This window comes from Streptomyces sp. NPDC079167 (assembly GCF_040686735.1).
In the GTDB taxonomy this organism is placed as follows: Bacteria; Actinomycetota; Actinomycetes; order Streptomycetales; family Streptomycetaceae; genus Streptomyces.
Genome location: NZ_JBFBLO010000006.1, coordinates 163,080 through 186,414, shown reverse-complemented (window position 1 = coordinate 186,414; position 23,335 = coordinate 163,080). Strand labels below are relative to the sequence as shown.

Genomic DNA, 23,335 nt, shown 5'->3' with positions numbered 1-23,335 from the left:
GCCAGGGAGGCGCGGCGCAGGCGCGAGGCGAGGCGGGCCGAGGAGGCGCGGCTCGCCGGGAAGCGGACCGTGTCCGAGGACGGCAGCGGGGAACGCCGCGAGAAGCGGCGCGGGAAGCTGTGGCCGGTGACCGCGGTGCTGGTCCTGGCCGCCGTCGTCTGCGGAATTGTGCTGCTGTTCCTCTCACCCCTGCCGGAGGACGTGTGGCGCGACGTCGCCCCGCGGTGGCCCGGAGGCGGTTACGGCCTCGCCTCGCCGCGTCGGCCGGCTTCGTGCTCTTCCCGTGCGTGGGAGGTGTCGTCGTGGGCCTGGGCGGCCTCTTCGAGAGCGTCACGGCATGGCGCCGGGGCCGTGCGCCGCGCCGGCTCGCCGGGGCGGCCGGTCACGGCCTGCTCGCTGCGGGCTGCGGCCTGCTGGGCGCCGCCGGCGTCGTCGTGGTGACGACGACGCTCGGCGGCAGGGGAGGCACCCGCTCGGACAGCCTCTCCGTCTTCGTCCGCGGCGAGTACCCCTCGGCCGGCTACGCGGCGCTGGGCGGCATCGTGGCCCCGCTCCTCGTGGCCTCGGCGGCCGTCAGGCTCCGGGAGGCGCTGGGGCGCCGGAACCGGGAGGGATGACCGGCTACTTCGTCAGGTCCGCCTGGAGCTCGTCCAGGATCTTGTCCGCCGCCGTGTAGCCGATGCCCTGGATCCACAGCTCGTCCTCGACCGGGAAGGCCTTGCCGGCCTTCACCGCGCCCATGTTCTTCCACAGCCCGCTGCCCACGGTCTGCTTCTGCTTGGACTTCTCCGCGTCCCCGTACGTCGAGTGGAAGACGACGTCCGCGTCGGCCTGGTCGATCTTCTCCGGGCTGACGTCGTACGAGAAGCCGTCCTTCGCCTTGTCGACGATCGCGGGCCGGCCGAGGCCGACGTCGGCGAGGATCGTGGCGATGTAGCTCTGGCGGCCGTAGATGCGGATGTCCGCGCCCTCGACGAACCGCACCATGTTGACCTCGGTGGCCGCCGCCTTCTCCTTGCCGCCGAGCGCCTCGGTGACCTCGCCGACGTGCGCGTCGTAGCCGGCGATGACCTTCTCGGCCGCCGGGACCTTGCCGAGCGCGTTGGCGTGGACCTGGAAGTTCTCCTTCCAGGGGTAGCCGGTGTTCTCCGTCATGACCGTCGGGGCGATCTTCGAGAGCGCGTCGTACTTGTCGCCGTGGCGGATCTTGCTGGTGAGGATCAGGTCCGGCTTCAGCCCCGCGATCGCCTCCAGGTTCGGCGTCATCATCTCGCCGACGTCCTCGATGCCCGCGACCTTCTCCTTCGGCAGGTAGCTCAGGAAACCCGACTCCGTGCCCGTGTGCGTGGCGCCGACCGGCTTCACGCCGAGGGTGAGCGCGGAGTCCAGCTCCGCGGTGTCCAGGACGACGACCCGCTTCGGGGCGACGGGGACCTTGATGTTGCCCATGGCCGTGGCGACCGTGTGGGTCTTGTCGCCGCCGGAGGAGGAGGCCGAGTCGCCGGAGCCGGAGCCGGAGCCGGAGCCGGAGTCCGACGAGCCGCAGGACGTGAGGGCCAGCGCGGCGGTCACGGCCAGCGAACCGGTGATGAGCAGACGGGACGGGAGGGGCATGGCTAGAGAGCCTTTCCGGAAGGGGAGGAGGAGGGGGCGGGAGTCCAGGGCGCGCCGGGTACGACGAGCGGGGAGCCCGTGACCGGGTCAGGGACGACGACGGCCTCCAGGCCGAAGACCTCACGCACCAGCTCGGCGGTGACGACGTCCCCGGGCCGCCCCTCGGCGACGATGCGGCCCGCCTTCATGGCGACGAGGTGATCGGCGTAACGGGCGGCCTGGTTGAGGTCGTGCAGGACGGTGACGACGGTCCGTCCCCGGCTGCCGTCCGCGGCCGGGGCGGCGAGCCGGCGCACCAGGTCCAGGACCTCGACCTGGTGCGCGATGTCGAGATACGTCGTCGGCTCGTCGAGCAGCAGCAGATCCGTGTCCTGCGCGAGCGCCATCGCGATCCACACGCGCTGGCGCTGGCCCCCGGACAGTTCGTCCACCGGCCGGTCGCCGAGCGCGGTGATGTCCGTGCGCTCCATGGCGTCGCTCACCGCGCGCTCGTCCGCGTCCGACCACTGCTGCCACCAGCGCTGGTGCGGCTGGCGGCCCCGGGCGACCAGGTCGGAGACGGTGATCGCCTCGGGTGCCACGGGGGTCTGCGGGAGCAGCCCGACCGACTGGGCGATCGTGCGCGTGGGGATGCGCGACAGCTCCGTACCGTCCAGGAGCACGGAACCGCCGGCCGGCTTCAGCAGCCGGCCCAGCGCGCGCAGGGTCGTCGACTTGCCGCAGGCGTTGGGGCCGACGATGACCGTCACGCACCCGTCGGGCACGGCCAGGTCCAGCTCGTGCACGACGGTGCGGTCGTCGTAGGCGAGGGTCAGGGCGCGCGCCGTGAGCCTGGACGTGGCGGTGTCCTGCGTACGGGTCGTCGTCATGCGTTGCCTCCACTGCGGCCGCCGTGGCCACGGATGATCAGCCAGATCAGATACGGGGCGCCGACCGCCGCCGTCAGCACACCCACCGGGAGCTCGGTGGGGGAGAAGAGCCTGCGGGCCAGCAGATCGGCGAGGACGACGATCACGGCGCCGAGCAGCGCCGAGCACAGCAGCGGGATCTGCGCCGTACGCGTCATCCGTCGGGCGACCTGCGGGGCGAGCAGCGCCACGAAGTCGACCGGACCGGCCGTCCCCGTCGCCACCGACGCCAGGATCACCCCGAGGGCGACGAGCCCCAGCCGTACGCGCCCGAGGCGGACGCCCAGCGCCGTCGCGGTGTCGTCGTCCATCGAGACGGTGCGCTGCGCGCGCGCCGCCCACAGGACCGCCGGGAGCAGGACCAGGAGCGCCCAGCCGATGGGGGCGGCCTCGTCCCAGCCGCGGCCGTTGAGCGAGCCCGTCATCCAGATCTGCGCCTGCTGGGCGACCAGGTAGTCGCCCTTCGTGAGGAACAGGGTGGTCACCGACCGCAGCGCGATCGCGAAGCCGATCCCGATGAGGACGAAGCGGGTCGCGTGGAGTCCGCCGCGCCACGCGAAGAGGTACACGAGCCCGGCGGCGGCGACGCCGCCGATGACGGACAGGTAGGGCAGGACGGTGTACGAGGTGAGGCCGAAGGTCATCGCGCCGACCGTGAGCGCGCTCGCGCCCTGGCTGATGCCGATGATGTCGGGGCTGGCGAGCGGGTTGCGGGCGACGGTCTGGATCAGCGCCCCGGCGATCCCGAAGGCCGCGCCGACGAGCAGCCCGACGACCATGCGGGGCAGCCGCAGGGTGCCCACGACCAGCTCGTCCGGCGACGGCTGCCCGAGGACGACCTTCACGACCTCCGCGGGCGCCACGAAGCTCTCACCGGTGCAGAGGTAGGCGACACAGACCGCCGCCAGCAGGACGGCGAGGGCCACGGCGACGAGCCCGGCCCGCCGGTGGAGCAGGAAGCGGCCCCGCTTGCCGACCCGGACGACCTGGTAGCCGGCGGGGCGGACCGGGGTACGTGCGGGCACTGCCGTGTCCGCGCTCATGCGGGCACCGCCTTCCGGCGTACGAGGGTGACCAGGAACGGCACGCCGATCAGCGCCGTCATGACGCCTGCCGGGACCTCGCCGGGCGGGAACAGGACCCGGCCGACGACGTCGGAGACGAGGAGCATCACGGGCCCGACGAGGGCCGCCATCGGCAGCACCCACCGGTGGTCGCCGCCCACGATCGCGCGGGCGATGTGCGGCACCGCGAGCCCGACGAAGGCGATGGGTCCGGCCGCCGCGACGCCCGCGCCGGTGAGCAGGGTCGCGCCGACACCGCCGATGACGCGGACGGCCGCGACGTTCTGCCCCAGACCCTTCGCGACGTCCTCACCCAGGGCCAGCGCGTCGAGCCCGCGCGCGACGGACACGACCAGGACGGCCCCGATCAGCAGGAACGGCCAGATCTGCTGGGCGACCTGGGCCTCGCGGCCGGCGATCGAGCCCACCTGCCAGAAGCGGAACTCGTCGAGCGCCGACGCCTTCGTGGTGAGCACCGCCATGGTCACCGACACGAGCAGCGCGTTGATCGCGGCGCCGCCCAGCGCGAGCTTCACCGGCGTCGCGCCGCCCCGGCCCCGGGCCGCGACGGCGTACACGGCGACGGACGCGACGGCGGCCCCGCCGAAGGCGAACCACACGTAGCCGGTGAGGGTGTGGACGCCCGCGTAGGCGATCGCCAGCACGACGGCCACCGAGGCGCCCTGGCTGATCCCGAGGATCCCCGGGTCGGCGATGGGGTTGCGCGTGATGCCCTGGAGGACCGTGCCCGCGAGGGCGAGCGCCGCGCCGACCATCAGCCCGATCACGGTGCGCGGCACCCGCATCTGCCGGATCACCTCAGCGGCGTCGGAGTGCCCGCCGTGCAGCAGGGCGTCGAGGACCGCGGACGGCGCGATGGTCCTGGCCCCCACGGCGAGGCTGAGCAGGACGGAGAGCAGCAGGGCGACGACGGCGGCAGCGGTCGCCAGCGCGCGTCTGGACAGGCGTGGAGCGGCGGCTGCCATCGGAACCAATCGGGGTGAGCGAGAGCCGGGAACTGCGAGGATCGGGGCATTGCGAGGTAAGGCTTGGCTAAGTCTATGTGTGGTCCATGAGGCCGGGCAGGGGGCCCATGGGCTGCGTCACCGGGCCCTCGCCCCACGCAGGGCGACGTCCTCGGCGGTGACGGGTGCCTGGATCCTGCAGACGTCCCCCACGCGCAGGCCGTCCGGCGTGCTGTACTCCCCGCGTACGGCGACGAAGGAGACGGCCGTCCGCGAGCCGGGCTGCCAGAACGTGCGGAAGTACGGCGCGTTCCCCGGGTACTCCGGTATCTCCACCAGCGGGACGCCCCGCCGCCGCAGAAGGCGCTCCAGCTTCTCGAACCGGAGCCGCGGGGCGAACCTTCCGTAGCGGGCGAGGAGCACCTCGCCCGGGAGGGTGCGGTCGCGGCGGGCGAGCCGGTGCACCTGGATGCTGAAGTGGTGCCCCTCCCACGGGTCTCGACTCCGCGCACGGTGGTAGTGGAACTCCGCCAGGCCGTAGTCACGGCACATGGCCCGGCCGAAGTCGTTCTCGGCGAAGTCCGTCCCCAGGACCGAGGCGACCTCCTCGGGGGACGCGTCGGGGCGGAGGCCGAGCACGGTGCCGGTGGTGACGGCATGGACGTAGAAGGCCAGGGAGTACGGGGTCAACGGACGTTCCTCGGTAGGGGGCGGGTGGTGGGCCCGCACTTCGGACGGCCGGGACGCCCGGTCCGGGGCACCGGCACAATGGACGTCATGCCTTCATCCAGCCTGACGGTCGGCTTCGACCTCGACATGACGCTCATCGACTCCCGCCCGGGCATCAAGGTCGCCTACGAGAAACTGGCCGCCGAGACGGGTGTGTACATCGACACCGACCTGGTCGTCAGCCGGCTCGGCCCGCCGCTCCAGGACGAGATGCGCAACTGGTTCCCGGCCGACGCGGTCGCCGAGGCGTGCGACCGGTACCGCGCCCTGTACCCGGAGACGGCGATCACCCCGACGACCGCGCTCCCCGGCGCCCGGGAGGCCGTCGAGGCGGTCCAGGCGCTCGGCGGGCGGGCGATGGTCGTCACCGCCAAGTACGAGCCGAACGCCAAGCTGCACCTCGCGCACCTCGGCATAGGCGCGGACGTGCTGATCGGCGGGCTCTGGGCGGAGGGCAAGGCACAGGCGCTCCTGGAGCACGGCGCGCGGGTCTACGTCGGCGACCACACCGGGGACGTACGGGGCGCGCGGGCGGCGGACGCCCTGTCGGTCGCCGTCACCACCGGCCCGTGCGACGAGGACGAGCTCCGCGCCGCCGGAGCCGATGTGATCCTGCCGGACCTCACGGTGTTCCCCGCCTGGCTGCGGACCTTCGCCGCGGCCTGACGCTCCGCGGGGAGGATCCGGCCGTTACCTCGCGGCGGCGCGCTTCGGGGAGTTCTTCCACACCGACCGCACCACCCCCGCGGCCGCGATCAGGAAGCCCAGACCCATCAGCATGCACACCGCGTAGGCGATGGACGGGAACGGGTCGGTGCCCAGGAACAGCGGGGCCACGGTGACCAGTGTGGCCAGTGCGCCGATGAAGAAGATGATCGCGCCGACCTGTACGAGCCGGTCGCCTGCGCCGGAAGGAGTAGTACTCACCCGGTCAGGGTAGTTCCCAGCTCGGCGGAACCATCCGGCGACGTCTTGTGTCCGGCCCCTGGACCATTAGCCTGGGGCATGGCGGGTCGGAAGACCCGCTGTACTGCTATCCGGAGCCGTTTCACGGCTCTCCCGCGCACCGACGAGTACGAGGACGAGGACAGACGTGCCCACGGGTAAGGTCAAATGGTTCAATTCGGAAAAGGGCTTCGGCTTTCTTTCGCGCGACGACGGCGCCGACGTCTTCGTCCACTCCTCCGTTCTTCCGGCCGGCGTCGAAGCGCTCAAGCCGGGCCAGCGCGTCGAGTTCGGCGTGGTCGCCGGCCAGCGCGGTGACCAGGCCCTCTCCGTGGTGATCCTCGACCCCACCCCGTCCGTCGCCGCCGCACAGCGGCGCAAGCCGGACGAGCTGGCCTCGATCGTGCAGGACCTGACGACGGTGCTGGAGAACATCACGCCGCTGCTGGAGCGCGGCCGCTACCCCGACAAGGCGGCGGGCGCGAAGATCGCCGGCCTGCTGAGGGCGGTCGCCGACCAGCTCGACGTCTGACGTACGCGGGAACGCCCGGGCAGGGCCCGGGCGTCCCCGATCAGCGACCGGCGAGGGAGAACGCGTCCGGGGCCAGGGCCGGCACGAGGCCCTCGGCCGCGGCCCGGGTCAGCAGGCCGCGGACCGCCGCGTAGCCGCTCTCGCCGAGGTCGGCGGTGAACTCGTTCACGTACAGCCCGATGTGCTGGTCGGCCACGGCCGGGTCCATCTCCTGGGCGTGCTCCAGGACGTACGGGCGCGAACGCTCCGGGTCGTCCCAGGCCATCCGCACCGACGTCCGGATCGACTCCGACAGCCTGTTCAGCGTCTCCTCGCCCAGCGAGCGCTTCGCGATGATCGCGCCGAGCGGGATCGGCAGGCCGGTGGTCGACTCCCAGTGCTCCCCCATGTCGGCGAGGCTGTGCAGGCCGTAGTTCTGATAGGTGAAACGGGCCTCGTGGATCACGAGCCCGGCGTCCACCCGGCCGTCGCGCACCGCCGGCATGATCTCGTCGAACGGCATCACGACGATCTCGCCCACGCCGTCCGGCACGACCTCGGCCGCCCACAGCCGGAACAGCAGATAGGCGGTGGAGCGCTCGCTCGGCACGGCGACGGTCTTCCCCGTCAGGTCCGCGCCCGCCTCCTTCGTGAGGACGAGCGGCCCGCAGCCGCGCCCCAGGGCGCCTCCGCACGGCAGGAGGGCGTACTCGTCGAGCACCCATGGAAGGACGGCGTACGACACCTTCAGCACGTCGAGTTCGCCGCGCTCGGCCATGCCGTTGGTGAGGTCGATGTCGGCGAAGGTGACATCGAGGGCGGGCGCGCCGGGGACCCTTCCGTGCGCCCAGGCGTCGAAGACGAAGGTGTCGTTGGGACAGGGCGAGAAGGCGATCCGCAGCGCGGGGAGCGAGGCGTCGACGGAGTCGGTCGCGGAGTCAGTCACGGTTTCGGTCGAGTCGGTCATGCCAGGTCCAACTTTCCACTACGGGTGCGGTCTTCCCGAACGCCTCGGTGAGCGCCGCCAGGGCGTCACCGATACGCCAGGCCGCGCGGTCGCGCGGCCCGACGGTGTTCGAGACGGCCCGGAGCTCCAGCGCCGGCACGCCGAACCTGCCGGCGGCCTCCGCGACGCCGAAGCCCTCCATGGCCTCGGCGACGGCTCCGGGGTGCGCGGCCAGCAGCTCGGCGGTGCGGGCCGCGCTCCCGGTCACGGTGGAGACGGTGAGGACGGGGCCCGGCACGGCGCCGGTGGCCTCCGCCACGTCCCGTACGAGGGCCTCGGGCGGCAGGAAGGTGTCCCTGCCGAAGCCGAGACCGGTGACGGGCACGAAGCCGTCCGGGGTCTCGGCGCCCAGGTCGGCGGCGACGATCCCGGTCGCCACGACGAGGGAGCCGACGGGCGCGGCGGGCGCGAAACCGCCGCCGATGCCGGCCGAGACGACGGCGGCGTACGGCTGCGAGGCGGGCGCGGCGGCGAGGGCGAAGGCGGTGGCGGCCGCCGCGGCGGCCGGACCCGCGCCACCCGCGAGGACGTCGAACGGGCCCGCCCGGTGCAGCTCGGCGCCGGGAACCTCCCGTACCTCCGGATCACCCCCGAACGCGCGCGTGACCGCGTCCCGTTCGGCCGGGACGGCGGTCACGACAAGCACCCGCACGGTGGTCCTCCGGGTCGAAGGGTCGGTCAGGAGGTCTTCGTGAGCTGGAAGTGCCAGACGCCCGTGAGCTTCTGGCCCTTGGTCTCGACGACGCTGACCTGCGTCTTGTCCGCCGTGGTCTCACCGGTCTGGCTGGCGAAGAAGGCGCTGCCGGGGATCGACCGGTACGTCTTCTTGTAGGGCTCCTGCTCGGCCTGCTGGCCGTTGATGAAGAGGGTCCAGCCGTGGTCCGCGACCTCGGGGTCGACGCCGAAGCGGACCTTGTCGTCCATCGCGACCTTGACGGACTTCTCCGCCTTCTTGTTCAGGCAGCCCTGGATCTCGGACTCCTTGAGGGCCTTGCCGTCGTTGTAGCAGGACGCCTCGGTGCTCACCGAGTTGTCGCCGACCGTCACGGTGGCGAGCGGCGTCGGCTTGTCGCAGGCGGACAGGACAAGGAGTCCCGCGGACACGGCACCAAGAGCGACGCCGATTCGACGGCCCTTACCGGAGAAGAACGCAACGGTCATGCGCCGAAGGTTATCGGTCGGTGCCGCTCACGCCACGCGGGGGTGCGGTGAGCCGCGCCGTGCGGCCCCCAGGAGACCCCGTACGGAGGCGGCGGCGCCCAGCGCCAGGAGCCCCGCGGCGACGGACATGCCGAGTACTCCGTTGAGCGGCAGCGCGATACCGATCGCGCCGCCGGCCACCCAGGACATCTGGAGCAGCGTCTCCGACCGGGCGAAGGCCGACGTACGCACCTCCTCGGGCACGTCGCGCTGGATCATCGCGTCCAGCGACAGCTTCGACAGGGCCTGCGTGAAACCCGCGACCGCGGCGAGCGCGGCGACCATCACCGTGCTGAAGAACGCCGCCGCGAGGACGGCGGTCCCCAGGGCGAGGCCCAGCACCGTCGCGACGATCACCTCGGGGCCGCGCGCCCTGAGCCACGAGCCGACCGCCGTGCCGCAGGCGTTCCCGGCACCCGCCGCGACCCCGACGATCCCGAGGGAGACGGCGGCGCTCTGCCCCGCCAGGGGGTGCTCGCGCAGCAGGAACGCCAGGAAGAAGATCAGGAAGCCGGAGAGCGCGCGGTGCGCGCCGTTCGCCTGGAGGCCGTGCAGGACGGACGGGCCGACGGACCGCAGCCCCGGCGGCTTCTCCCGCCCGTTCCTCCTCCTGAGCCTCGTGCTGCCGCTCCGGTTGCTCCTGGAGGTGTTGACGCGGGGCGGTGGAGTGGCCGTCTCCTCGTGCGGGACGACGAGGCGGGCCTTGCGCTCACCCTTCGCGGAGTCGACCTTGTGGGGCAGGGTGAAGGCGAGGACCGTACCGCCCAGGAAGATCGCACAGGCGCCGTAGAGCGGCCACGGGGATCCGACGCTCTGCAGCCCCGCCCCGATCGGCGCCGCGACACCCGTGGCCAGCAGACCGGCGAGGGTGACCCGCGAATTGGCCTTCACCAGGGAGAAGCGGGGCGGCAGGAGCCGGGGCACGACGGCACTGCGCACCACCCCGTACGCCTTCGAGCAGACCAGGACACCCAGGGCCGCCGGATAGAGCTCCAGGCCGCCCGTGGCCACCGCGCCCGACATCGTGATCGCGAGGACCGCCCGGGCGAACATGGCACCGGCCATCGCGGCGCGGCGGCCGTGCGGCAGACGGTCCAGAAGAGGGCCGACCACCGGGGCGAGCAGGGTGAAGGGGGCCATGGTCACGGCGAGGTACAGGGCGACGCGCCCACGGGCCTCGTCCGTCGGCACGGAGAAGAACACCGTGGAGGCCAGCGCCACGGTGATCATGACGTCACCGGCGCCGTTGACCGCGTGCAGTTCGATCAGCTTGCCGAGGCCCGACTCACCCGCCCCATGGGCGTGGGTCGCCTTCCTGATCCCCCGCGCGGTGCCCGTGAACGGGGCGCGCAGGGCACGGGCCATCGCCCGTCCCGCCCTGCGGAGCGGGCCGGATCCGTCGGACGACCTGGCGGCGGCCACGTGGTCATAGTGCCCCACCCCCTGCCGTCACGAACCCATGATCGGGCCGGGGCGCGGCGGCGGACGCTCCGTCGGGTGAGTCGCCCCGGCCGGGAAATGGCCGGTACGCACCGCCGGACCCGGGCGATTCCGCCCTCCGCCTGGCCGCGGACCCGAACCGGCGGGAAAGGGTTCCGGTCCAGTTTGGGACGGGCAGGTGGGCGCGGGGCGGCGGAGAGGGTAGCGTGCACTCACGCGCCACCGGCGGTTGTTCTTGGCCGCGCGCCTCTCCGCGATCCCGCAGAATGGGTGGCAGAAGGCGCGCCCGAGGCAGGCACAACGGGTGTGGACGTCGACGCGGCCCCCAGGTCCGCTCCGCTCACAACTGTCATGGCCGAAATCGGACATCGATGGAGCTGCTGGCGCGCTCGTGAGACGGCGTATGGAGAGAAGCGAGACCTGTGAGTGCTGCGACGACGCGAAGCCGTACGGCCCGTACCCCCGCCCCTGACCGTCTGTGCGCCGAGGCGGTAGACCTCGCACGCGCTGCGGCGGAGGAGGCCGCCGCCCCAGGAGTGGTGGGTGAACACGTGGCCCTGGTCTCCGAAGGTGACCGGGTGGTCACGCACTACTTCGAGGCCAAGGAGCCCGGCTACCGGGGCTGGCGCTGGGCGGTGACGGTCGCCAGGGCCTCCCGCGCCAAGAAGGTCACCCTTGACGAAACGGTGCTGCTGCCCGGAGCCGACGCGCTCCTCGCCCCCGAGTGGGTGCCCTGGAGCGAGCGCCTGCGCCCCGGCGACATGGGCCCCGGCGACCTGCTGCCCACCGAGGCGGAGGACCCGCGCCTGGAGCCCGGCTGGACGGGCGAGGACGAGCCCCTGCCGAACTCCGCGGTCTCCGAGGTGTCGCAGGAGCTGGCCGCTCTCGCCGACGTCGAGGACGCGGAGCTGACGACGCTGCCCGCGACGAGCCGGGGCTCGATCGCCGCGGTCGCCGATGAGCTCGGCACGCGGCGTGCGAGGGTGCTGTCCCGGTACGGGCTGCGGCTGGCGGCGGACCGGTGGGACGAGGAGTTCGGCGCGCGGACGCCCATGGCGCAGGCGGCGCCCGCGTCCTGCGTCAGCTGTGCGTTCCTGGTGCCGATGGCCGGCTCGCTGAAGCAGGCCTTCGGGGTCTGCGCGAACGAGTTCGCCCCGGCGGACGGCCGGGTCGTCTCCCTGGCGTACGGCTGCGGGGGCCACTCCGAGGCGGCGGTCATGCCGAAGCCGCCGAAGCCCGCGCCGCACGCCCTCGACACGATGCGGGTGGACGACTACTCCCTGCGCCCGTCCGACGGCTCCGGCTCGGTCCCGGACCGTCCGGACGGTGCGACGGAGGACCTGGGCCACTCCTGACGCTCCTGCCCGCTGTGGGGCCCGGGCCGGCGGTGCCCGCGCATCGCCGGCCCGGCGGGTGGCGGGCTTGATCGCGGGCCTGGGCGCTGCTGTCCCTGGGACCGGCTTGTCCTCAATCTCCCCCAGACTTCGTCCGGGGGACCCCCCACGGGCTTGATTTTGCCGGGCCCTGTGTATCGCTGGTCTCGGGGCCGGCCGGCCTGGAGGGCTTCCCGGTCGCGGTACCTTCGGGCGCACACTGGGCGTCACGGGTAACCGGAAGAGCGGAGTACGAACGTGAGCATGAATGCGACCGAGGGGGCCGATCCGTTCGGGACGGCGCGACTGCGGCGCGGCGTGCTCGACGCCTGGGGCGCGGGCCCGGCCCGCTTCCGGGAGGACGCCAACGCCGAGGAGGACCTCGCGCTGGGCGGCTACCGCGACCGCCTGGTCGTCGAGCTCGCCCAGAACGCCGCCGACGCCGCCGCCCGCGCAGGTGTCCCCGGCCGGCTCCGCCTCACCCTGCACGAGGCGGGCGGCGGGAGCCCCGCCGTCCTGGCCGCCGCCAACAACGGCGCGCCCCTCGACGCGACCGGCGTCGAGTCGCTGAGCACCCTGCGCGCCTCCGCCAAGCGCGAGGGGCACGAGTCGTCCGTGGGCCGCTTCGGTGTCGGCTTCGCCGCCGTGCTGGCCGTCAGTGACGAGCCCGCCGTGATCGGACGCCACGGAGGCGTCCGCTGGTCCCTCGCGGAGGCCCGCGACCTCGCGCGGCAGGCCGCCGTCGGCAGCCCCGGCCTCGGCGACGAGCTGCGCCGCCGCGACGGACACGTACCGCTGCTACGGCTCCCGCTGCCGGCCGAGGGCACCGCACCCGACGGTTACGACACCGTGGTCGTCCTGCCGCTCCGCGACGGAGTCGCCGAGGACCTCGTGAGCAGGCTGCTCGACGGCGTCGACGACGCGCTCCTGCTGACCCTGTCCGGTCTCGACGAGGTCGTCATCGAAACCCCCGAAGGCGTACGGACGTTGCGGCGCTCGCAGCACGGCCCGTACACGCATGTCGACGACTCCGCGCACGGCCTCCACCGCTGGCGCACCGTCGCCCGGCAGGGCCCCCTGGAGCCCGCTCTGCTGGCCGACCGGCCCGTCGAGGAGCGGCTGCGTCCCCACTGGTCCGTGACGTGGGCCGTGCCCGTGAGCGAGGACGGGGCGCCCCAGCAGCCCCGTACGGCGCCCGTCGTGCACGCGCCGACCCCCACGGACGAGCCCCTCGGTGTCCCCGCCCTGCTGATCGCCTCGCTGCCGCTGGACACCACCCGCCGGCACCCCGCGCCCGGCCCGCTGACCGACTTCCTGGTGCAGCGCGCGGCCGACGCCTACGCCGAACTGCTCGCCGGGTGGGAGCCCGTGTCCACCGCCACGATCGCGCTGGTGCCGGGTGTGCTCGGCAAGGGGCAGCTCGACGGCGCGCTGCGCGCCGCGATCCTGGAGCGGCTGCCCCGGGTGGCGTTCCTGGAGCCCGCCGCGCCCCGCGACCCCGCCGAGGCCGCGGCGCAGTGGGACGACTGGGACGGCGCCGGGGCCCCGGCCCCGGGGACCACCGCGCTGCGGCCCGTCGAGGCCGAGGTGGTCGAGGGCGTGGGCGACCGGACCGTACGGGTCCTCGCCGAGGTCCTGCCCTGCCTGCTGCCCGCCGGTCTCGAACGCCGCGTCGAGCTGCGTACGCTCGGTGTCGCCCGGGTCCCGCTGACCGAGGCCATCGACCGGCTGGCCGGTCTGGAGCGTGACCCGGACTGGTGGCGGCGGCTCTACGACAGCCTGACCGGCGTCGACCCCGACCGGCTCTCCGGGCTGCCCGTGCCCCTCGCGGGCTCCGCCGGCGCGCCGCCCCGCACCACCATCGGCCCCCGCCAGGTGCTCCTGCCGCTGCCGGACGCGCTCACCTCACCCGTGCTCGCCCGGCTGGCCCGGCTCGGCCTGAAGGTCGCCCACCCGGACGCCGCCCACCCCCTGCTGGAGAAGCTGGGCGCGCTGCCCGCCACCCCCCGGGCCGTACTGACGACCCCGCAGGTCAGGGCCGCCGTCGCCGGGTCGCTGGACGCGGGCGAGATCTGGGACGAGGACGCCCTGGACGGGGACGAGCTCGCCGAGACCGTCCTCACGCTCGTACGCGACGCGGACCTCTCGCCCGGCGACGAGCCCTGGCTGGGCGCTCTCGCCCTGCCCGACGAGGACGGCGAACCCGCCCCCGCCGGCGAACTCGTGCTGCCGGACAGCCCGTTCGCCCAGGTGATGCGCGAGGGCGAACTCGCCCTGTGCGACGCCGAGCTGGCCGGACGCTGGGGCGAGCAGCCCCTGACCGCCTGTGGGGTGCTGGCCACCTTCGCCCTCGTACGCGCCACCGATGTCGTCCTGGACCCGGACGAACTGGAGCCCCGCGACACCGACTTCGCCGAGCCGGACGACGCCGGGCTGCTCGACGCCGTCGACGTGTGGTGCGAGGACGTCCTGGACCAGCTTCCGGACACCCCCGTCCCGCCGGTCGCCACCGAGCTCGTCGCCGTACGCGACCTGGACCTCGTCGACGACGACGCCTGGCCGCAGGCGCTGGCGATGCTCGCCCGCCCGCCGCTCCGCGACGCGCTGACCCAGCCGGTACGGGTGCTGCTCCCGGACGGTACGACGCAGTCGGTGCGGCCCTACACCGCGTGGTGGCTGCGCGACCACCCCGTGCTCGACGGCCGCCGCCCCGCCGGTCTGCGCGCGGCGGGCGGTGACCCGCGCCTGGCGGGCCTGTACGACTCCGCCGACGCGACGGGCTTCGACGACGCCCAGGTGCTGCGCGCCCTCGGCGTACGGACCTCGGTGGCGGCGCTCCTGGACGAGCCGGGCGGGGCGGCCGAGCTGCTGGGCCGGCTCGCCGACGAGGACCGTCCCGTCGGCCCCGTACAGCTGCACTCGCTCTACACGGCGCTCGCCGAGCTGGACCCCGAACAGGTCACGCTGCCCGACGAGTTGCGGGCCGTCGTGGACGACGAGGTGCGGGTGGCCGACGCGGCGGACGTCGTGATCGCCGACGCCCCCGACCTGCTGCCGCTGACCGGCGGGCTCCCGCTCCTCCCGGTGGCCCCGGCGCGGGCCGCCGAGCTGGCGGACCTGCTCCAGGTGCGCCGGCTGGGCGAGAGCGTCGAGGCCGTGGTGACGACGGAGGGCGAGGAGCACCGGGTTCCGGAGTCCGTACGGATCCTGCTCGGCGCCGGGACCCCGGACACCTACGTCGAGCACGGCGAACTGCGCGCGGGCGGAGTGGAGCTGGACTGGCGCCGCACCCCGGACGGTGTGGTCCACGCGTCGACGCTGGAGGGTGTGGCGGCCGGCCTGGCCTGGGCGGCCGGCCAGTGGCCGCGCCGCTTCGAGGTGGCGGCGCTCCTGGAGGACCCGTCCCGCACGGAGGAGCTGGCCCGGGACCGCTGGTTCGACTGAGCCTGAGGCCGGGTGCCGGCCGACCGGGCGCCCCGCCGGGCTCACAACTCCTGGACGTACCGGTTCGCGATGACCAGCGAGGCGAGCGGGTGGTCCTCCCGGACGGCCCTGACCGCCGCGACGTCCCCGCGGGCCTCGCGTACGGAGCGGACCTTGGCCTCGTCGACCTGCGTACGGAACCCCTCGTAGGTTCCGTACCGGTCCCAGAACGCGCGCTTCCGTCTGCGGGCGGCGCGTTCGCCGGCGACACCCAGCGCTCCGCAGATCACGGCCGCGATGACTCCGGTGAGCGGGTCGATCATGTACGCATCCCTCCCGAGGCAGAAAAACGAGCGCCTACCCCGGTTCGGCCCATCTATGCGATCTTCACAGGAAAGTTGCGTCTTGGGCACAACCTTTCACACTCGTTCACTGTCTGTTGGTGCGAGTCACCAGACTCATCGACCAATCGGGACCCGCCGGGAGGACACCACCTCCGGGGAGGTCCCCTGCCCCACAGGGGAACACATGCGTATTCGTGCCACAGTCGCCGCTGTTTCCGGCGCCCTGGCTCTGTCCGCTCTCGCCGTACCGGCCGCGCAGGCGGGCGACCAGGAGGTCCCGAACCTGGACAGGCCCACCGCCGCCGAGGTCTTCGGCACCGGCGCCAAGGCCCCTCGCGCGGCGGCGCGCGCCGTCGCGGCGACCCCGGTGATCTCGAAGGTCGTCATCAACGGGGGCAAGGACGTCGTCGTCGGCACCACGGCCGCGAAGAAGTTCACCGTCTCCGTCACCGCCTCGCACCCGTCCGGCATCGTCGACGGCTACATCGACCTGTGGCACGGGACGAACGTGGACACCGGTCTCGACGGCGTGCTGCTGCCGAACGAGGACGCGGCGTCCTGCAAGAACGTCAACGCCACGACCGCCACCTGCTCGATGACGATCACGGCGTACCCGGGCTACGACCTGTACAAGAACACGCTGGCCGGTACCTGGAAGGTCACCGCGGGCGCGCTCGCGGGCGACCAGTCGATCGCGTGGAACGACTACCAGGCCACGGCCCGCGTCCAGCGCCTCTCCAAGCTGACCGTCAACGCCGCGCCGGAGCCCGTCAAGAAGGGCAAGACCATCACGGTCACCGGCAAGCTGTCGCGTGCCAACTGGGAGAACGGCACGTACATGGGCTACACCGTGCAGCCCGTCAAGCTGCAGTTCCGCAAGAAGACCAGCAACACCTACACCACGGTCAAGACCATCAAGACGAACAACACCGGTGCGCTGAAGACCACGTCCAAGGCATCGGTGGACGGCTTCTGGCGCTACAGCTTCGCCGGCACCTCGACCACCCCGGCCGTCACGACCGCGGGTGACTTCGTCGACGTGAAGTAGTCGGGAAGCAGTCGTGACGTAGTCACGAGCGGAAGCGGCGGCCGACCACACGCCAGGCCAGTTCCAGGACGGCCGCCGCGACCACCGCGATCCCCACCGCCGCCCACGGCATCGTCGTCCCCACCAGCTTCAGCGCGAAGAAGTCCTGGAGCCAGGGCACCGCGAGCACGATGAGGAAGCACAGGCCCATCGTCGCCACCAGGGCGATCCGCCACCAGGTGTAGGGGCGGGCGATGATCGCCAGGACCCACATGGAGACCAGGAACAGCGTGAGGGTCGCCGCGCTCGTCTCCGCGTCCAGCGCCCCCGTGCCGGCGTAGTGGTGCCGGGCGATCAGATACGTGGCGAAGGTGGCCGCCGCCGCGATGACCCCGGAGGGGATCGCGTACCGCATGACACGGCGTACGAAGTGCGGCTGGGCCCGCTCCTTGTTGGGGGCGAGCGCCAGGAAGAACGCCGGGACGCCGATCGTCAGCGTGGACAGCAGCGTGAGATGGCGCGGCAGGAACGGGTACTCCACCTGGAAGCAGACCACCAGGATCGCCAGCAGCACCGAGTAGACGGTCTTCGTCAGGAACAGGGTGGCGACCCGGGTGATGTTCCCGATGACCCGGCGGCCCTCCGCCACGACCGAGGGCAGCGTCGCGAAGCTGTTGTTCAGGAGCACGATCTGGGCCACCGCCCGGGTCGCCTCCGAGCCCGAGCCCATCGAGACCCCGATGTCGGCGTCCTTCAGCGCCAGCACGTCGTTGACGCCGTCACCGGTCATCGCGACCGTGTGCCCGCGTGACTGGAGCGCCCCGACCATGTCCCGCTTCTGCTGCGGGGTGACCCGGCCGAAGACCGCGTTCCGCTCGATCTCCGTCGCCATCTCGTCGCCGCCCTCCGGCAGCCGGCGGGCGTCCAGGGGGTGCTCGGCACCCGGCATCCCCAGCTTCTGGGCCACGGCGCCGACGGAGACGGCGTTGTCGCCGGAGATGACCTTCGCGGCGACGTCCTGTTCGTCGAAATAGGCCAGCGTGTCACCGGCGTCGGGCCGCAGCCGCTGCTCCAGGACGACGAGCGCGGTGGGCTCGGCCCCGGAGGCGGCGTCGGGGGCGTCCAGGTCGCCTCGTGCCCGGGCGAGGAGCAGGACCCGCAGCCCCTGCTCGTTGAGGTGGCCGGTCTCCGCGAGCGCGGGGTCGTCGGCGGCCAGCAGCACATCGGGGGCGCCCAGCAGCCAGGCGGACGCGTCACCGTCGCCCTCGGTGAAGGCGGCCCCGCTGTACTTGCGGGCCGAGGAGAACGGCATGGCCTGCGTGACGACCCAGCCCTCTCCGTCCGGGCAGGCGTCGATGATGGCCTGGAGGCTGGCGTTGGGCCGGGGATCGGAGGCGCCGAGGGCGCCCAGGACACGGCGTACGTACTCCTCGTCCGAGCCGTTCAGCGGGCGGACCTCGGTGACGTCCATGCCGCCCTCGGTGAGGGTGCCGGTCTTGTCCAGGCAGACGACGTCGACCCGGGCCAGGCCCTCGATGGCGGGCAGCTCCTGCACGAGGCACTGCTTGCGGCCGAGCCGGATGACCCCGATCGCGAAGGCGACCGACGTGAGCAGCACCAGCCCCTCGGGGATCATCGGGACGATGCCGCCGACCGTGCGGGCGACCGAGTCCTTGAAGTTGTTGTCCTTGACGACCAGCTGGCTGACGATGAGGCCGATCGCCGTCGGCACCATCATCCAGGTCACGTACTTGAGGATCGTGCTGATGCCGCTGCGCAGCTCGGACTGCACGAGGGTGAAGCGGGACGCCTCCTCCGCGAGCTGGGCGGCGTAGGCCTCGCGGCCGACCTTGGTGGCGGTGAACGCCCCTCCTCCGGCGACGACGAAGCTGCCGGACATCACCGGGTCGCCGGGCCGCTTGACCACGGGGTCGGCCTCGCCCGTCAGCAGTGACTCGTCGATCTCCAGGCTGTCGGCCTCGGCGACCGTGCCGTCCACGACGGCCTTGTCCCCGGGGCCCAGCTCGACCAGATCGCCGAGCACGATCTCGGAGACGGAGACCTCCGCGGCCTTTCCGTCGCGCCGCACGGTCGGTTTCGCCTCGCCGATCACCGCGAGGCTGTCCAGGGTCTTCTTGGCGCGCCACTCCTGGACGATGCCGATGCCGGTGTTGGCGACGATCACGAAGCCGAAGAGGCTGTCCTGGATCGGTGCGACGGCCAGCATGATCACCCAGAGAACGCCGATGAGCAGGTTGAACCGGGTGAGGACGTTCGCGCGGACGATCTCGGTGACGGAGCGGGAGGAGCGGACGGGTACGTCGTTGACCTCGCCCCGGGCGACCCGTTCGGCGACTTCGGCGGTGGTCAGCCCGCCCGGTGGCGCGGGCGCCGGCGAGGTCCGTACGGGGTCCGGATGCTCACCGGAGGAATCGAGTGCCCGCTGCGTCATGATTCCGACCGTACGGGCGGAAGGGGCGGTTCACCCGCCGGAGGCCGGAAGATCCGACCGCGGGGGGACCGGAATGGTCCCACGGTCGTACGCGCCGGGGGAGACGCGGACCGGGGGCTTCGTCAGCGGTGTGCGCCGTCCGTGGCGGAGCCCTCGGCGGCGTCCCGCCTGCGCTCGGCGTCCCGCTTGATCGCGGCGTCCCGCCCCCGGACGTACCAGATGCCGATCAGGCCGAGTCCGGCACCGGCCAGGCAGACCCAGACCCACCAGGCGTGGCCCCGGTCGTCGAACCAGCCGTAGAAGGGGACCTGCACGACGAAGAGGACGAACCAGAGGATCGTGCCGCCCGTGACGGTGGCGACGACAGGGCCCTCCAGGGGCTCGGGCGCCTCGTGCTTCGGTGTCCACTTCTCCATGCGATCAGTCTACGGGCTGCGTCGCGGGCCAGTCGGCCCAAGGATCTACGCGCGGAGATAGCGATCTTCCCCTCATGTATTCATACTGAATCTGCTTATGGATGACTCGATTCATTCGTGTAAACATCCAAATCTGACCATTTTTATCCCCCGATGCACGACTGAAGGTCATACATGTCCTCCTCGGCCACCGCTCCGGTCGATCAGCCTCCGATGCCGCAGCAGCCGCACGGTGTCCTGGACCGTTACTTCAAGATCTCCGAGCGGGGGTCGACGGTCGCGCGCGAGGTCCGTGGTGGCTTCGCCACGTTCTTCGCGATGGCGTACATCATCGTGCTCAACCCGATCATCCTCGGCAGCGCGAAGGACATGTACGGGCACCAGCTCGACGGTGGCCAGCTCGTCACGGCCACCGTGCTGGCGGCCGCGTTCTCCACGCTGCTGATGGGCGTCATCGGCAACGTTCCGATCGCCCTCGCCGCCGGCCTCGGAGTCAACACCGTCGTCGCCCTCCAGCTCGCCCCCCGGATGAGCTGGCCCGACGCGATGGGCATGGTCGTCCTCGCGGGCATCGTCGTGATGCTGCTCGTCGCGACCGGGCTGCGCGAGCGCGTGATGAACGCCGTGCCGCGCTCGCTCCGCAAGGGCATCGCGATGGGCATCGGCCTCTTCGTGCTCCTGGTCGGCCTGGTCGACTCCGGCTTCGTCTCCCGCATCCCGGACGCCGCGCACACCACGGTGCCGCTGCAGCTCGGCAGCGACGGCCACCTCAACGGCTGGCCGGTCCTGGTCTTCGTCCTCGGCGTCCTGCTGACGCTCGCGCTGATCGTCCGCAAGGTGCCGGGCGCGATCCTGCTCTCCATCGTCGTCATGACGGTCGTCGCGCTGGTCATCGAGGCGGTCGCCGACCTGCCGGCCGGTGCCTGGGGGCTGACGGTCCCGGAGTGGCCGGGCAACCCCGTCTCCTCCCCGGACTTCGGGCTCCTCGGTGAGGTCAGCCTGTTCGGGGGCTTCGGGAAGGTCGGCCTCCTGACCGGCATCCTCTTCGTCTTCACCGTGCTGCTGTCCTGCTTCTTCGACGCGATGGGCACCATCCTCGGCGTCGGCGACGAGGCCAAGCTGATGGACAAGGACGGCCACTTCCCGGGCATCAACAAGGTCCTCCTCGTCGACGGTGTCGCCGTCGCCGCGGGTGGCGTGAGCTCCTCCTCCGCGTCGACCTGCTTCGTCGAGTCCACCGCGGGGGTCGGCGAGGGCGCCCGCACCGGGCTCGCGAGCGTGGTGAGCGGGCTGCTCTTCTCGGTGGCGCTGCTCCTGACGCCGCTGGCGACGATGGTCCCGTCGCAGGCGGCCACCCCGGCACTGATCGCGGTCGGCTTCCTGATCCTCGCGGGCAATGTGCGGGACGTCGACTGGAGCGACCTCACGCTCGCCATCCCGGCCTTCCTGGCCATGCTGATGATGCCGCTCACGTACTCGATCACCAACGGCATCGGCATCGGCTGCATCGCCTTCAGCGCGATGCGCCTGGCGGCCGGTCGTGGCCGGGAGGTCCCGGCGGCGATGTACGTGGTGTCCGCGGTCTTCGTCTTCTACTACGCGATGCCGGCGCTCGGCCTCACGTAAGCGCGCGCCCGTACGCGCGCCTGCGGGGCGGAGCCCGTCATGTGACCCGGTCGGCCGGGTCCGCGTGACGGGTCTCCGCCCCGTAGAACTTCTCCGTCTCGTCGACGGCGGCGTGGAAACGCTCGTCGAAATCGTCGCGTACGAGCGTCTGGACCACGTAGTCCTGGACGCTCATACCGCGTCTCGCGGCGTGCCGGCGGAGCCGGTCGAGCAGCTCACCGTCTATGCGCAGGCTGAGCACTGTCGATCCCATGCCAAGCAGGGTCGCGGCACGTGCGCCCTTTTCGCGCCTCTTTCCGCCTCATACTCACTCGTTCGGGTGATCAGTTTCTCGCGCGTGTACCACCGGCTGGTATTTAGCATAGCTAATGAGTTACGCTAAGGAACATGCCTGACCTGATCCACGACGGTGACAGTGCCGCCGCCGTGAGCTCCCTCCGCTCCGCCGTGATGCTGCTGGGCCGGCGCCTGAAGCACCAGCGCGTCGACGAGTCGCTGAGCCCCACCGAGATGTCGGTGCTCGGCACACTCGCCCGCTGCGGTTCCGCCACCCCCGGTGAGCTGGCCCGCAAGGAGCATGTGCAGCCGCCGTCGATGACCCGCATCGTCGCGCTGCTGGAAGCGAAGGGCCTGGTCAGACTGGAACCGCACCCCGATGACCGTCGGCAGAAGATGGTCAGCCGGACCGAGCAGGCGGAAGCCATGCTCGCCGAGAGCCGCGACAAGCGGAACGCCTGGCTGACCGGACTCGCCGAGGGCCTGGACGAGGACGAGTGGGAGAAGCTGCGGGCCGCCGCGCCCGTGCTGGAGAAGCTCGCCCACCTGTGACCCTTCGGGCGCTGCCGGACCCCGGTCCGCGGCGCCCGCCGTCACGTCCCCGTCAGCACGAACGCCGTATACGCCCGAGGAGGCGAACTCTTTTGAGTACGGGATCCGGAGCAGACTCCGCCCCCGCACCGACTTCCACCCACGAGAGCAAGACCGGCGGGACCTTCTCGTCGCTGAAGATCCGCAACTACCGCCTGTTCGCCACGGGCGCCGTGATCTCCAACACCGGTACCTGGATGTCCCGCATCACGCAGGACTGGCTCGTCCTGAGCCTCACCGGGTCCGCCGCCGCCGTCGGTATCACCACGGCCCTCCAGTTCCTCCCGATGCTGCTCTTCGGCCTGTACGGCGGCGTCATCGCCGACCGGCTCCCGAAGCGGCGTCTGCTGCTCATCAGCCAGGCCGCGCTCGGCCTCTGCGGCATCGCGCTCGCGGTCCTGACCCTCTCCGGCGTCGTCGAGGTCTGGCACGTCTACCTGATCGCCTTCCTGCTCGGCATGGTGACCGTCGTCGACAACCCGGCGCGCCAGTCGTTCGTCTCCGAGATGGTCGGCCCCGCACAGCTGCGCAACGCCGTCAGCCTGAACTCGGCGAACTTCCAGTCCGCCCGGCTCATCGGCCCCGCCGTCGCGGGTGTCCTGATCACGACGGTCGGCAGCGGCTGGGCGTTCATGTTCAACGGGCTGTCCTTCATCGCTCCGCTCGTCGGCCTGATGATGATGCGGACGAGCGAGCTCCACGCCTCGGTGACCGTCAAGCGGGCCAAGGGGCAGCTCCGTGACGGCCTGCGCTACGTCTCCGGCAGGCCCGAGCTGATCTGGCCGATCGTCCTTGTCGGTTTCGTCGGCACGTTCGGGTTCAACTTCCCGATCTTCCTGACGGCCTTCGCGGACGAGATCTTCCACGGCGGCGCCGGGATGTACTCGTTCTTCAACATCCTCATGGCGGCCGGCTCCCTCGCCGGTGCCCTGCTCGCCGCCCGCCGCCGCTCCTCGCGGCTGCGGATGCTGGTGGCGGCGGGCACCCTGTTCGGTCTGCTGGAGATCGCCGCGTCCCTGTCGCCGTCCGTCTGGCTGTTCTCGCTGCTGCTGCTCCCGATCGGCATGATCGGGCTGACGACCAACATCAGCGCCAACACGAGCGTCCAGATGGCCGCGGACCCCGAGATGCGGGGCCGGGTGATGAGCCTCTACATGATGGTCTTCGCCGGAGGCACGCCGGTGGGCGCCCCGATCGTCGGCTGGATCAGCGACACCTACGGCGCCCGGACCGGCATGGCGGCCGGAGGCGCGATCTCGATGCTGGCCGCGATCGGTGTCGGATTCATGCTGACCCGGGTCGGCGGCCTGCGCCTGAAGGTCGACCTGAGGCCGGGTCGTCCCCGCGTACGAATAGTCCCGCGCGAGCAGCTGGCCACGGCGGCCTGAGAGCCGGTGAACACGCGACTGCCCTCCTCCCGGCCGG

23 protein-coding genes are annotated in these 23,335 nt (G+C 72.2%); 9 read left to right on the top strand and 14 right to left on the bottom strand.

Annotated features, from left to right (window positions below):
• Positions 1 to 203: 203 nt before the first annotated feature.
• Entirely contained in the window at positions 204 to 617 is a 414-nt protein-coding gene (locus AB0P41_RS15115) for a hypothetical protein (RefSeq protein WP_365932307.1), read from the top strand.
• A gap of 4 nt (positions 618 to 621) precedes the next feature.
• Here the strand turns inward: AB0P41_RS15115 and AB0P41_RS15110 are convergent, their stop codons facing one another.
• The 5 genes from AB0P41_RS15110 to AB0P41_RS15090 form a co-directional block, all read right to left on the bottom strand.
• Positions 622 to 1,614, bottom strand: coding sequence for an iron-siderophore ABC transporter substrate-binding protein (locus AB0P41_RS15110; RefSeq protein WP_356707887.1), 993 nt, complete (start codon positions 1,612 to 1,614; stop codon positions 622 to 624).
• A 2-nt stretch (positions 1,615 to 1,616) separates the two neighbouring features.
• Positions 1,617 to 2,483: an ABC transporter ATP-binding protein gene (locus AB0P41_RS15105; RefSeq protein ID WP_365932305.1), complete on the bottom strand. Its 867-nt coding sequence runs from the start codon at positions 2,481 to 2,483 to the stop codon at positions 1,617 to 1,619.
• A complete protein-coding gene (locus tag AB0P41_RS15100; protein WP_356707885.1) occupies positions 2,480 to 3,565 on the bottom strand; it encodes an iron ABC transporter permease in 1,086 nt (361 codons plus the stop codon). The genes AB0P41_RS15105 and AB0P41_RS15100 overlap by 4 nt, the downstream gene beginning before the upstream one ends.
• Positions 3,562 to 4,572, bottom strand: coding sequence for an iron ABC transporter permease (locus AB0P41_RS15095; protein WP_356707884.1), 1,011 nt, complete (start codon positions 4,570 to 4,572; stop codon positions 3,562 to 3,564). Before AB0P41_RS15095 ends, AB0P41_RS15100 begins: the two co-directional genes overlap by 4 nt.
• A 117-nt stretch (positions 4,573 to 4,689) precedes the next feature.
• A complete protein-coding gene (locus tag AB0P41_RS15090; RefSeq protein ID WP_365932303.1) occupies positions 4,690 to 5,241 on the bottom strand; it encodes a hypothetical protein in 552 nt (183 codons plus the stop codon).
• An 87-nt stretch (positions 5,242 to 5,328) separates the two neighbouring features.
• On the opposite strand from AB0P41_RS15090, the gene AB0P41_RS15085 reads away from it, so the two are divergent.
• A complete protein-coding gene (locus tag AB0P41_RS15085) occupies positions 5,329 to 5,946 on the top strand; it encodes an HAD hydrolase-like protein (protein ID WP_356707882.1) in 618 nt (205 codons plus the stop codon).
• A 24-nt stretch (positions 5,947 to 5,970) separates the two neighbouring features.
• Here the strand turns inward: AB0P41_RS15085 and AB0P41_RS15080 are convergent, their stop codons facing one another.
• Positions 5,971 to 6,207, bottom strand: a complete 237-nt coding sequence (locus tag AB0P41_RS15080) for a hypothetical protein (protein ID WP_356707881.1) — start codon at positions 6,205 to 6,207, stop codon at positions 5,971 to 5,973.
• Between the two features lie 166 nt (positions 6,208 to 6,373).
• Between AB0P41_RS15080 and AB0P41_RS15075 the strand changes: the two genes are divergently transcribed.
• Complete coding sequence (locus tag AB0P41_RS15075) at positions 6,374 to 6,757, top strand: cold-shock protein (RefSeq protein WP_356707880.1); 384 nt, start codon at positions 6,374 to 6,376, stop codon at positions 6,755 to 6,757.
• A 40-nt stretch (positions 6,758 to 6,797) separates the two neighbouring features.
• On the opposite strand, the gene AB0P41_RS15070 is transcribed toward AB0P41_RS15075, so the two are convergent.
• The 4 genes from AB0P41_RS15070 to AB0P41_RS15055 are packed head-to-tail and all read right to left on the bottom strand — an operon-like array spanning position 6,798 to position 10,364.
• Positions 6,798 to 7,703 (bottom strand): 1,4-dihydroxy-6-naphthoate synthase, encoded by a 906-nt coding sequence (locus AB0P41_RS15070; RefSeq protein WP_365932300.1) that lies wholly within the window; start codon positions 7,701 to 7,703, stop codon positions 6,798 to 6,800.
• Positions 7,675 to 8,394 (bottom strand): futalosine hydrolase, encoded by a 720-nt coding sequence (locus AB0P41_RS15065; RefSeq protein WP_356707878.1) that lies wholly within the window; start codon positions 8,392 to 8,394, stop codon positions 7,675 to 7,677. Before AB0P41_RS15065 ends, AB0P41_RS15070 begins: the two co-directional genes overlap by 29 nt.
• 26 nt (positions 8,395 to 8,420) lie before the next feature.
• A complete protein-coding gene (locus AB0P41_RS15060) occupies positions 8,421 to 8,903 on the bottom strand; it encodes a DUF2771 domain-containing protein (protein WP_356707877.1) in 483 nt (160 codons plus the stop codon).
• Positions 8,904 to 8,930: 27 nt separating this feature from the next.
• Entirely contained in the window at positions 8,931 to 10,364 is a 1,434-nt protein-coding gene (locus AB0P41_RS15055) for an MFS transporter (protein WP_356707876.1), read from the bottom strand.
• Between the two features lie 440 nt (positions 10,365 to 10,804).
• Between AB0P41_RS15055 and AB0P41_RS15050 the strand changes: the two genes are divergently transcribed.
• The gene (locus AB0P41_RS15050; protein ID WP_356707875.1) at positions 10,805 to 11,737 is read left to right on the top strand and encodes a DUF3027 domain-containing protein; all 933 of its coding nucleotides are present in this window, start codon (positions 10,805 to 10,807) and stop codon (positions 11,735 to 11,737) included.
• Positions 11,738 to 12,019: 282 nt separating this feature from the next.
• Positions 12,020 to 15,199, top strand: coding sequence for a molecular chaperone Hsp90 (locus tag AB0P41_RS15045; RefSeq protein WP_356707874.1), 3,180 nt, complete (start codon positions 12,020 to 12,022; stop codon positions 15,197 to 15,199).
• Positions 15,200 to 15,240: 41 nt separating this feature from the next.
• On the opposite strand, the gene AB0P41_RS15040 is transcribed toward AB0P41_RS15045, so the two are convergent.
• Positions 15,241 to 15,501 (bottom strand): hypothetical protein, encoded by a 261-nt coding sequence (locus tag AB0P41_RS15040; protein WP_365932297.1) that lies wholly within the window; start codon positions 15,499 to 15,501, stop codon positions 15,241 to 15,243.
• 205 nt (positions 15,502 to 15,706) lie between these two features.
• Between AB0P41_RS15040 and AB0P41_RS15035 the strand changes: the two genes are divergently transcribed.
• Complete coding sequence (locus AB0P41_RS15035) at positions 15,707 to 16,570, top strand: calcium-binding protein (protein WP_365932296.1); 864 nt, start codon at positions 15,707 to 15,709, stop codon at positions 16,568 to 16,570.
• 22 nt (positions 16,571 to 16,592) lie between these two features.
• Here AB0P41_RS15035 and AB0P41_RS15030 read toward each other — a convergent pair whose 3' ends face one another.
• The gene (locus AB0P41_RS15030; protein WP_356707871.1) at positions 16,593 to 19,001 is read right to left on the bottom strand and encodes an HAD-IC family P-type ATPase; all 2,409 of its coding nucleotides are present in this window, start codon (positions 18,999 to 19,001) and stop codon (positions 16,593 to 16,595) included.
• A 122-nt stretch (positions 19,002 to 19,123) separates the two neighbouring features.
• Positions 19,124 to 19,417, bottom strand: a complete 294-nt coding sequence (locus AB0P41_RS15025; protein ID WP_356707870.1) for a DUF2530 domain-containing protein — start codon at positions 19,415 to 19,417, stop codon at positions 19,124 to 19,126.
• A 174-nt stretch (positions 19,418 to 19,591) separates the two neighbouring features.
• Here AB0P41_RS15025 and AB0P41_RS15020 point away from each other — a divergent pair, with 174 nt between their 5' ends.
• Complete coding sequence (locus AB0P41_RS15020; RefSeq protein WP_356707869.1) at positions 19,592 to 21,043, top strand: NCS2 family permease; 1,452 nt, start codon at positions 19,592 to 19,594, stop codon at positions 21,041 to 21,043.
• Between the two features lie 37 nt (positions 21,044 to 21,080).
• Here AB0P41_RS15020 and AB0P41_RS15015 read toward each other — a convergent pair whose 3' ends face one another.
• Positions 21,081 to 21,296, bottom strand: coding sequence for a hypothetical protein (locus AB0P41_RS15015; RefSeq protein WP_187355795.1), 216 nt, complete (start codon positions 21,294 to 21,296; stop codon positions 21,081 to 21,083).
• Positions 21,297 to 21,430: 134 nt separating this feature from the next.
• Here AB0P41_RS15015 and AB0P41_RS15010 point away from each other — a divergent pair, with 134 nt between their 5' ends.
• Both AB0P41_RS15010 and AB0P41_RS15005 read left to right on the top strand, forming a co-directional pair.
• Positions 21,431 to 21,871 (top strand): MarR family transcriptional regulator, encoded by a 441-nt coding sequence (locus AB0P41_RS15010; RefSeq protein WP_356707868.1) that lies wholly within the window; start codon positions 21,431 to 21,433, stop codon positions 21,869 to 21,871.
• A 92-nt stretch (positions 21,872 to 21,963) separates the two neighbouring features.
• Complete coding sequence (locus tag AB0P41_RS15005; protein WP_356707867.1) at positions 21,964 to 23,298, top strand: MFS transporter; 1,335 nt, start codon at positions 21,964 to 21,966, stop codon at positions 23,296 to 23,298.
• The last annotated feature ends 37 nt before the right edge of the window (positions 23,299 to 23,335 follow it).

Excerpts from the sequence above, each read along its gene's own strand:
- AB0P41_RS15100 (WP_356707885.1), bottom strand. The coding sequence starts at position 3,565 with ATGAGCGCGGACACGGCAGTGCCCGCACGTACCCCGGTCCGCCCCGCC.
- AB0P41_RS15085 (WP_356707882.1), top strand. The coding sequence starts at position 5,329 with ATGCCTTCATCCAGCCTGACGGTCGGCTTCGACCTCGACATGACGCTC.
- AB0P41_RS15015 (WP_187355795.1), bottom strand. The coding sequence starts at position 21,296 with ATGGGATCGACAGTGCTCAGCCTGCGCATAGACGGTGAGCTGCTCGAC.
- AB0P41_RS15095 (WP_356707884.1), bottom strand. The coding sequence starts at position 4,572 with ATGGCAGCCGCCGCTCCACGCCTGTCCAGACGCGCGCTGGCGACCGCT.
- AB0P41_RS15105 (WP_365932305.1), bottom strand. The coding sequence starts at position 2,483 with ATGACGACGACCCGTACGCAGGACACCGCCACGTCCAGGCTCACGGCG.
- AB0P41_RS15030 (WP_356707871.1), bottom strand. The coding sequence starts at position 19,001 with ATGACGCAGCGGGCACTCGATTCCTCCGGTGAGCATCCGGACCCCGTA.
- AB0P41_RS15040 (WP_365932297.1), bottom strand. The coding sequence starts at position 15,501 with ATGATCGACCCGCTCACCGGAGTCATCGCGGCCGTGATCTGCGGAGCG.
- AB0P41_RS15045 (WP_356707874.1), top strand. The coding sequence starts at position 12,020 with ATGAATGCGACCGAGGGGGCCGATCCGTTCGGGACGGCGCGACTGCGG.
- AB0P41_RS15060 (WP_356707877.1), bottom strand. The coding sequence starts at position 8,903 with ATGACCGTTGCGTTCTTCTCCGGTAAGGGCCGTCGAATCGGCGTCGCT.
- AB0P41_RS15110 (WP_356707887.1), bottom strand. The coding sequence starts at position 1,614 with ATGCCCCTCCCGTCCCGTCTGCTCATCACCGGTTCGCTGGCCGTGACC.
- AB0P41_RS15010 (WP_356707868.1), top strand. The coding sequence starts at position 21,431 with ATGCCTGACCTGATCCACGACGGTGACAGTGCCGCCGCCGTGAGCTCC.
- AB0P41_RS15070 (WP_365932300.1), bottom strand. The coding sequence starts at position 7,703 with ATGACCGACTCGACCGAAACCGTGACTGACTCCGCGACCGACTCCGTC.
- AB0P41_RS15035 (WP_365932296.1), top strand. The coding sequence starts at position 15,707 with ATGCGTATTCGTGCCACAGTCGCCGCTGTTTCCGGCGCCCTGGCTCTG.
- AB0P41_RS15025 (WP_356707870.1), bottom strand. The coding sequence starts at position 19,417 with ATGGAGAAGTGGACACCGAAGCACGAGGCGCCCGAGCCCCTGGAGGGC.
- AB0P41_RS15020 (WP_356707869.1), top strand. The coding sequence starts at position 19,592 with ATGTCCTCCTCGGCCACCGCTCCGGTCGATCAGCCTCCGATGCCGCAG.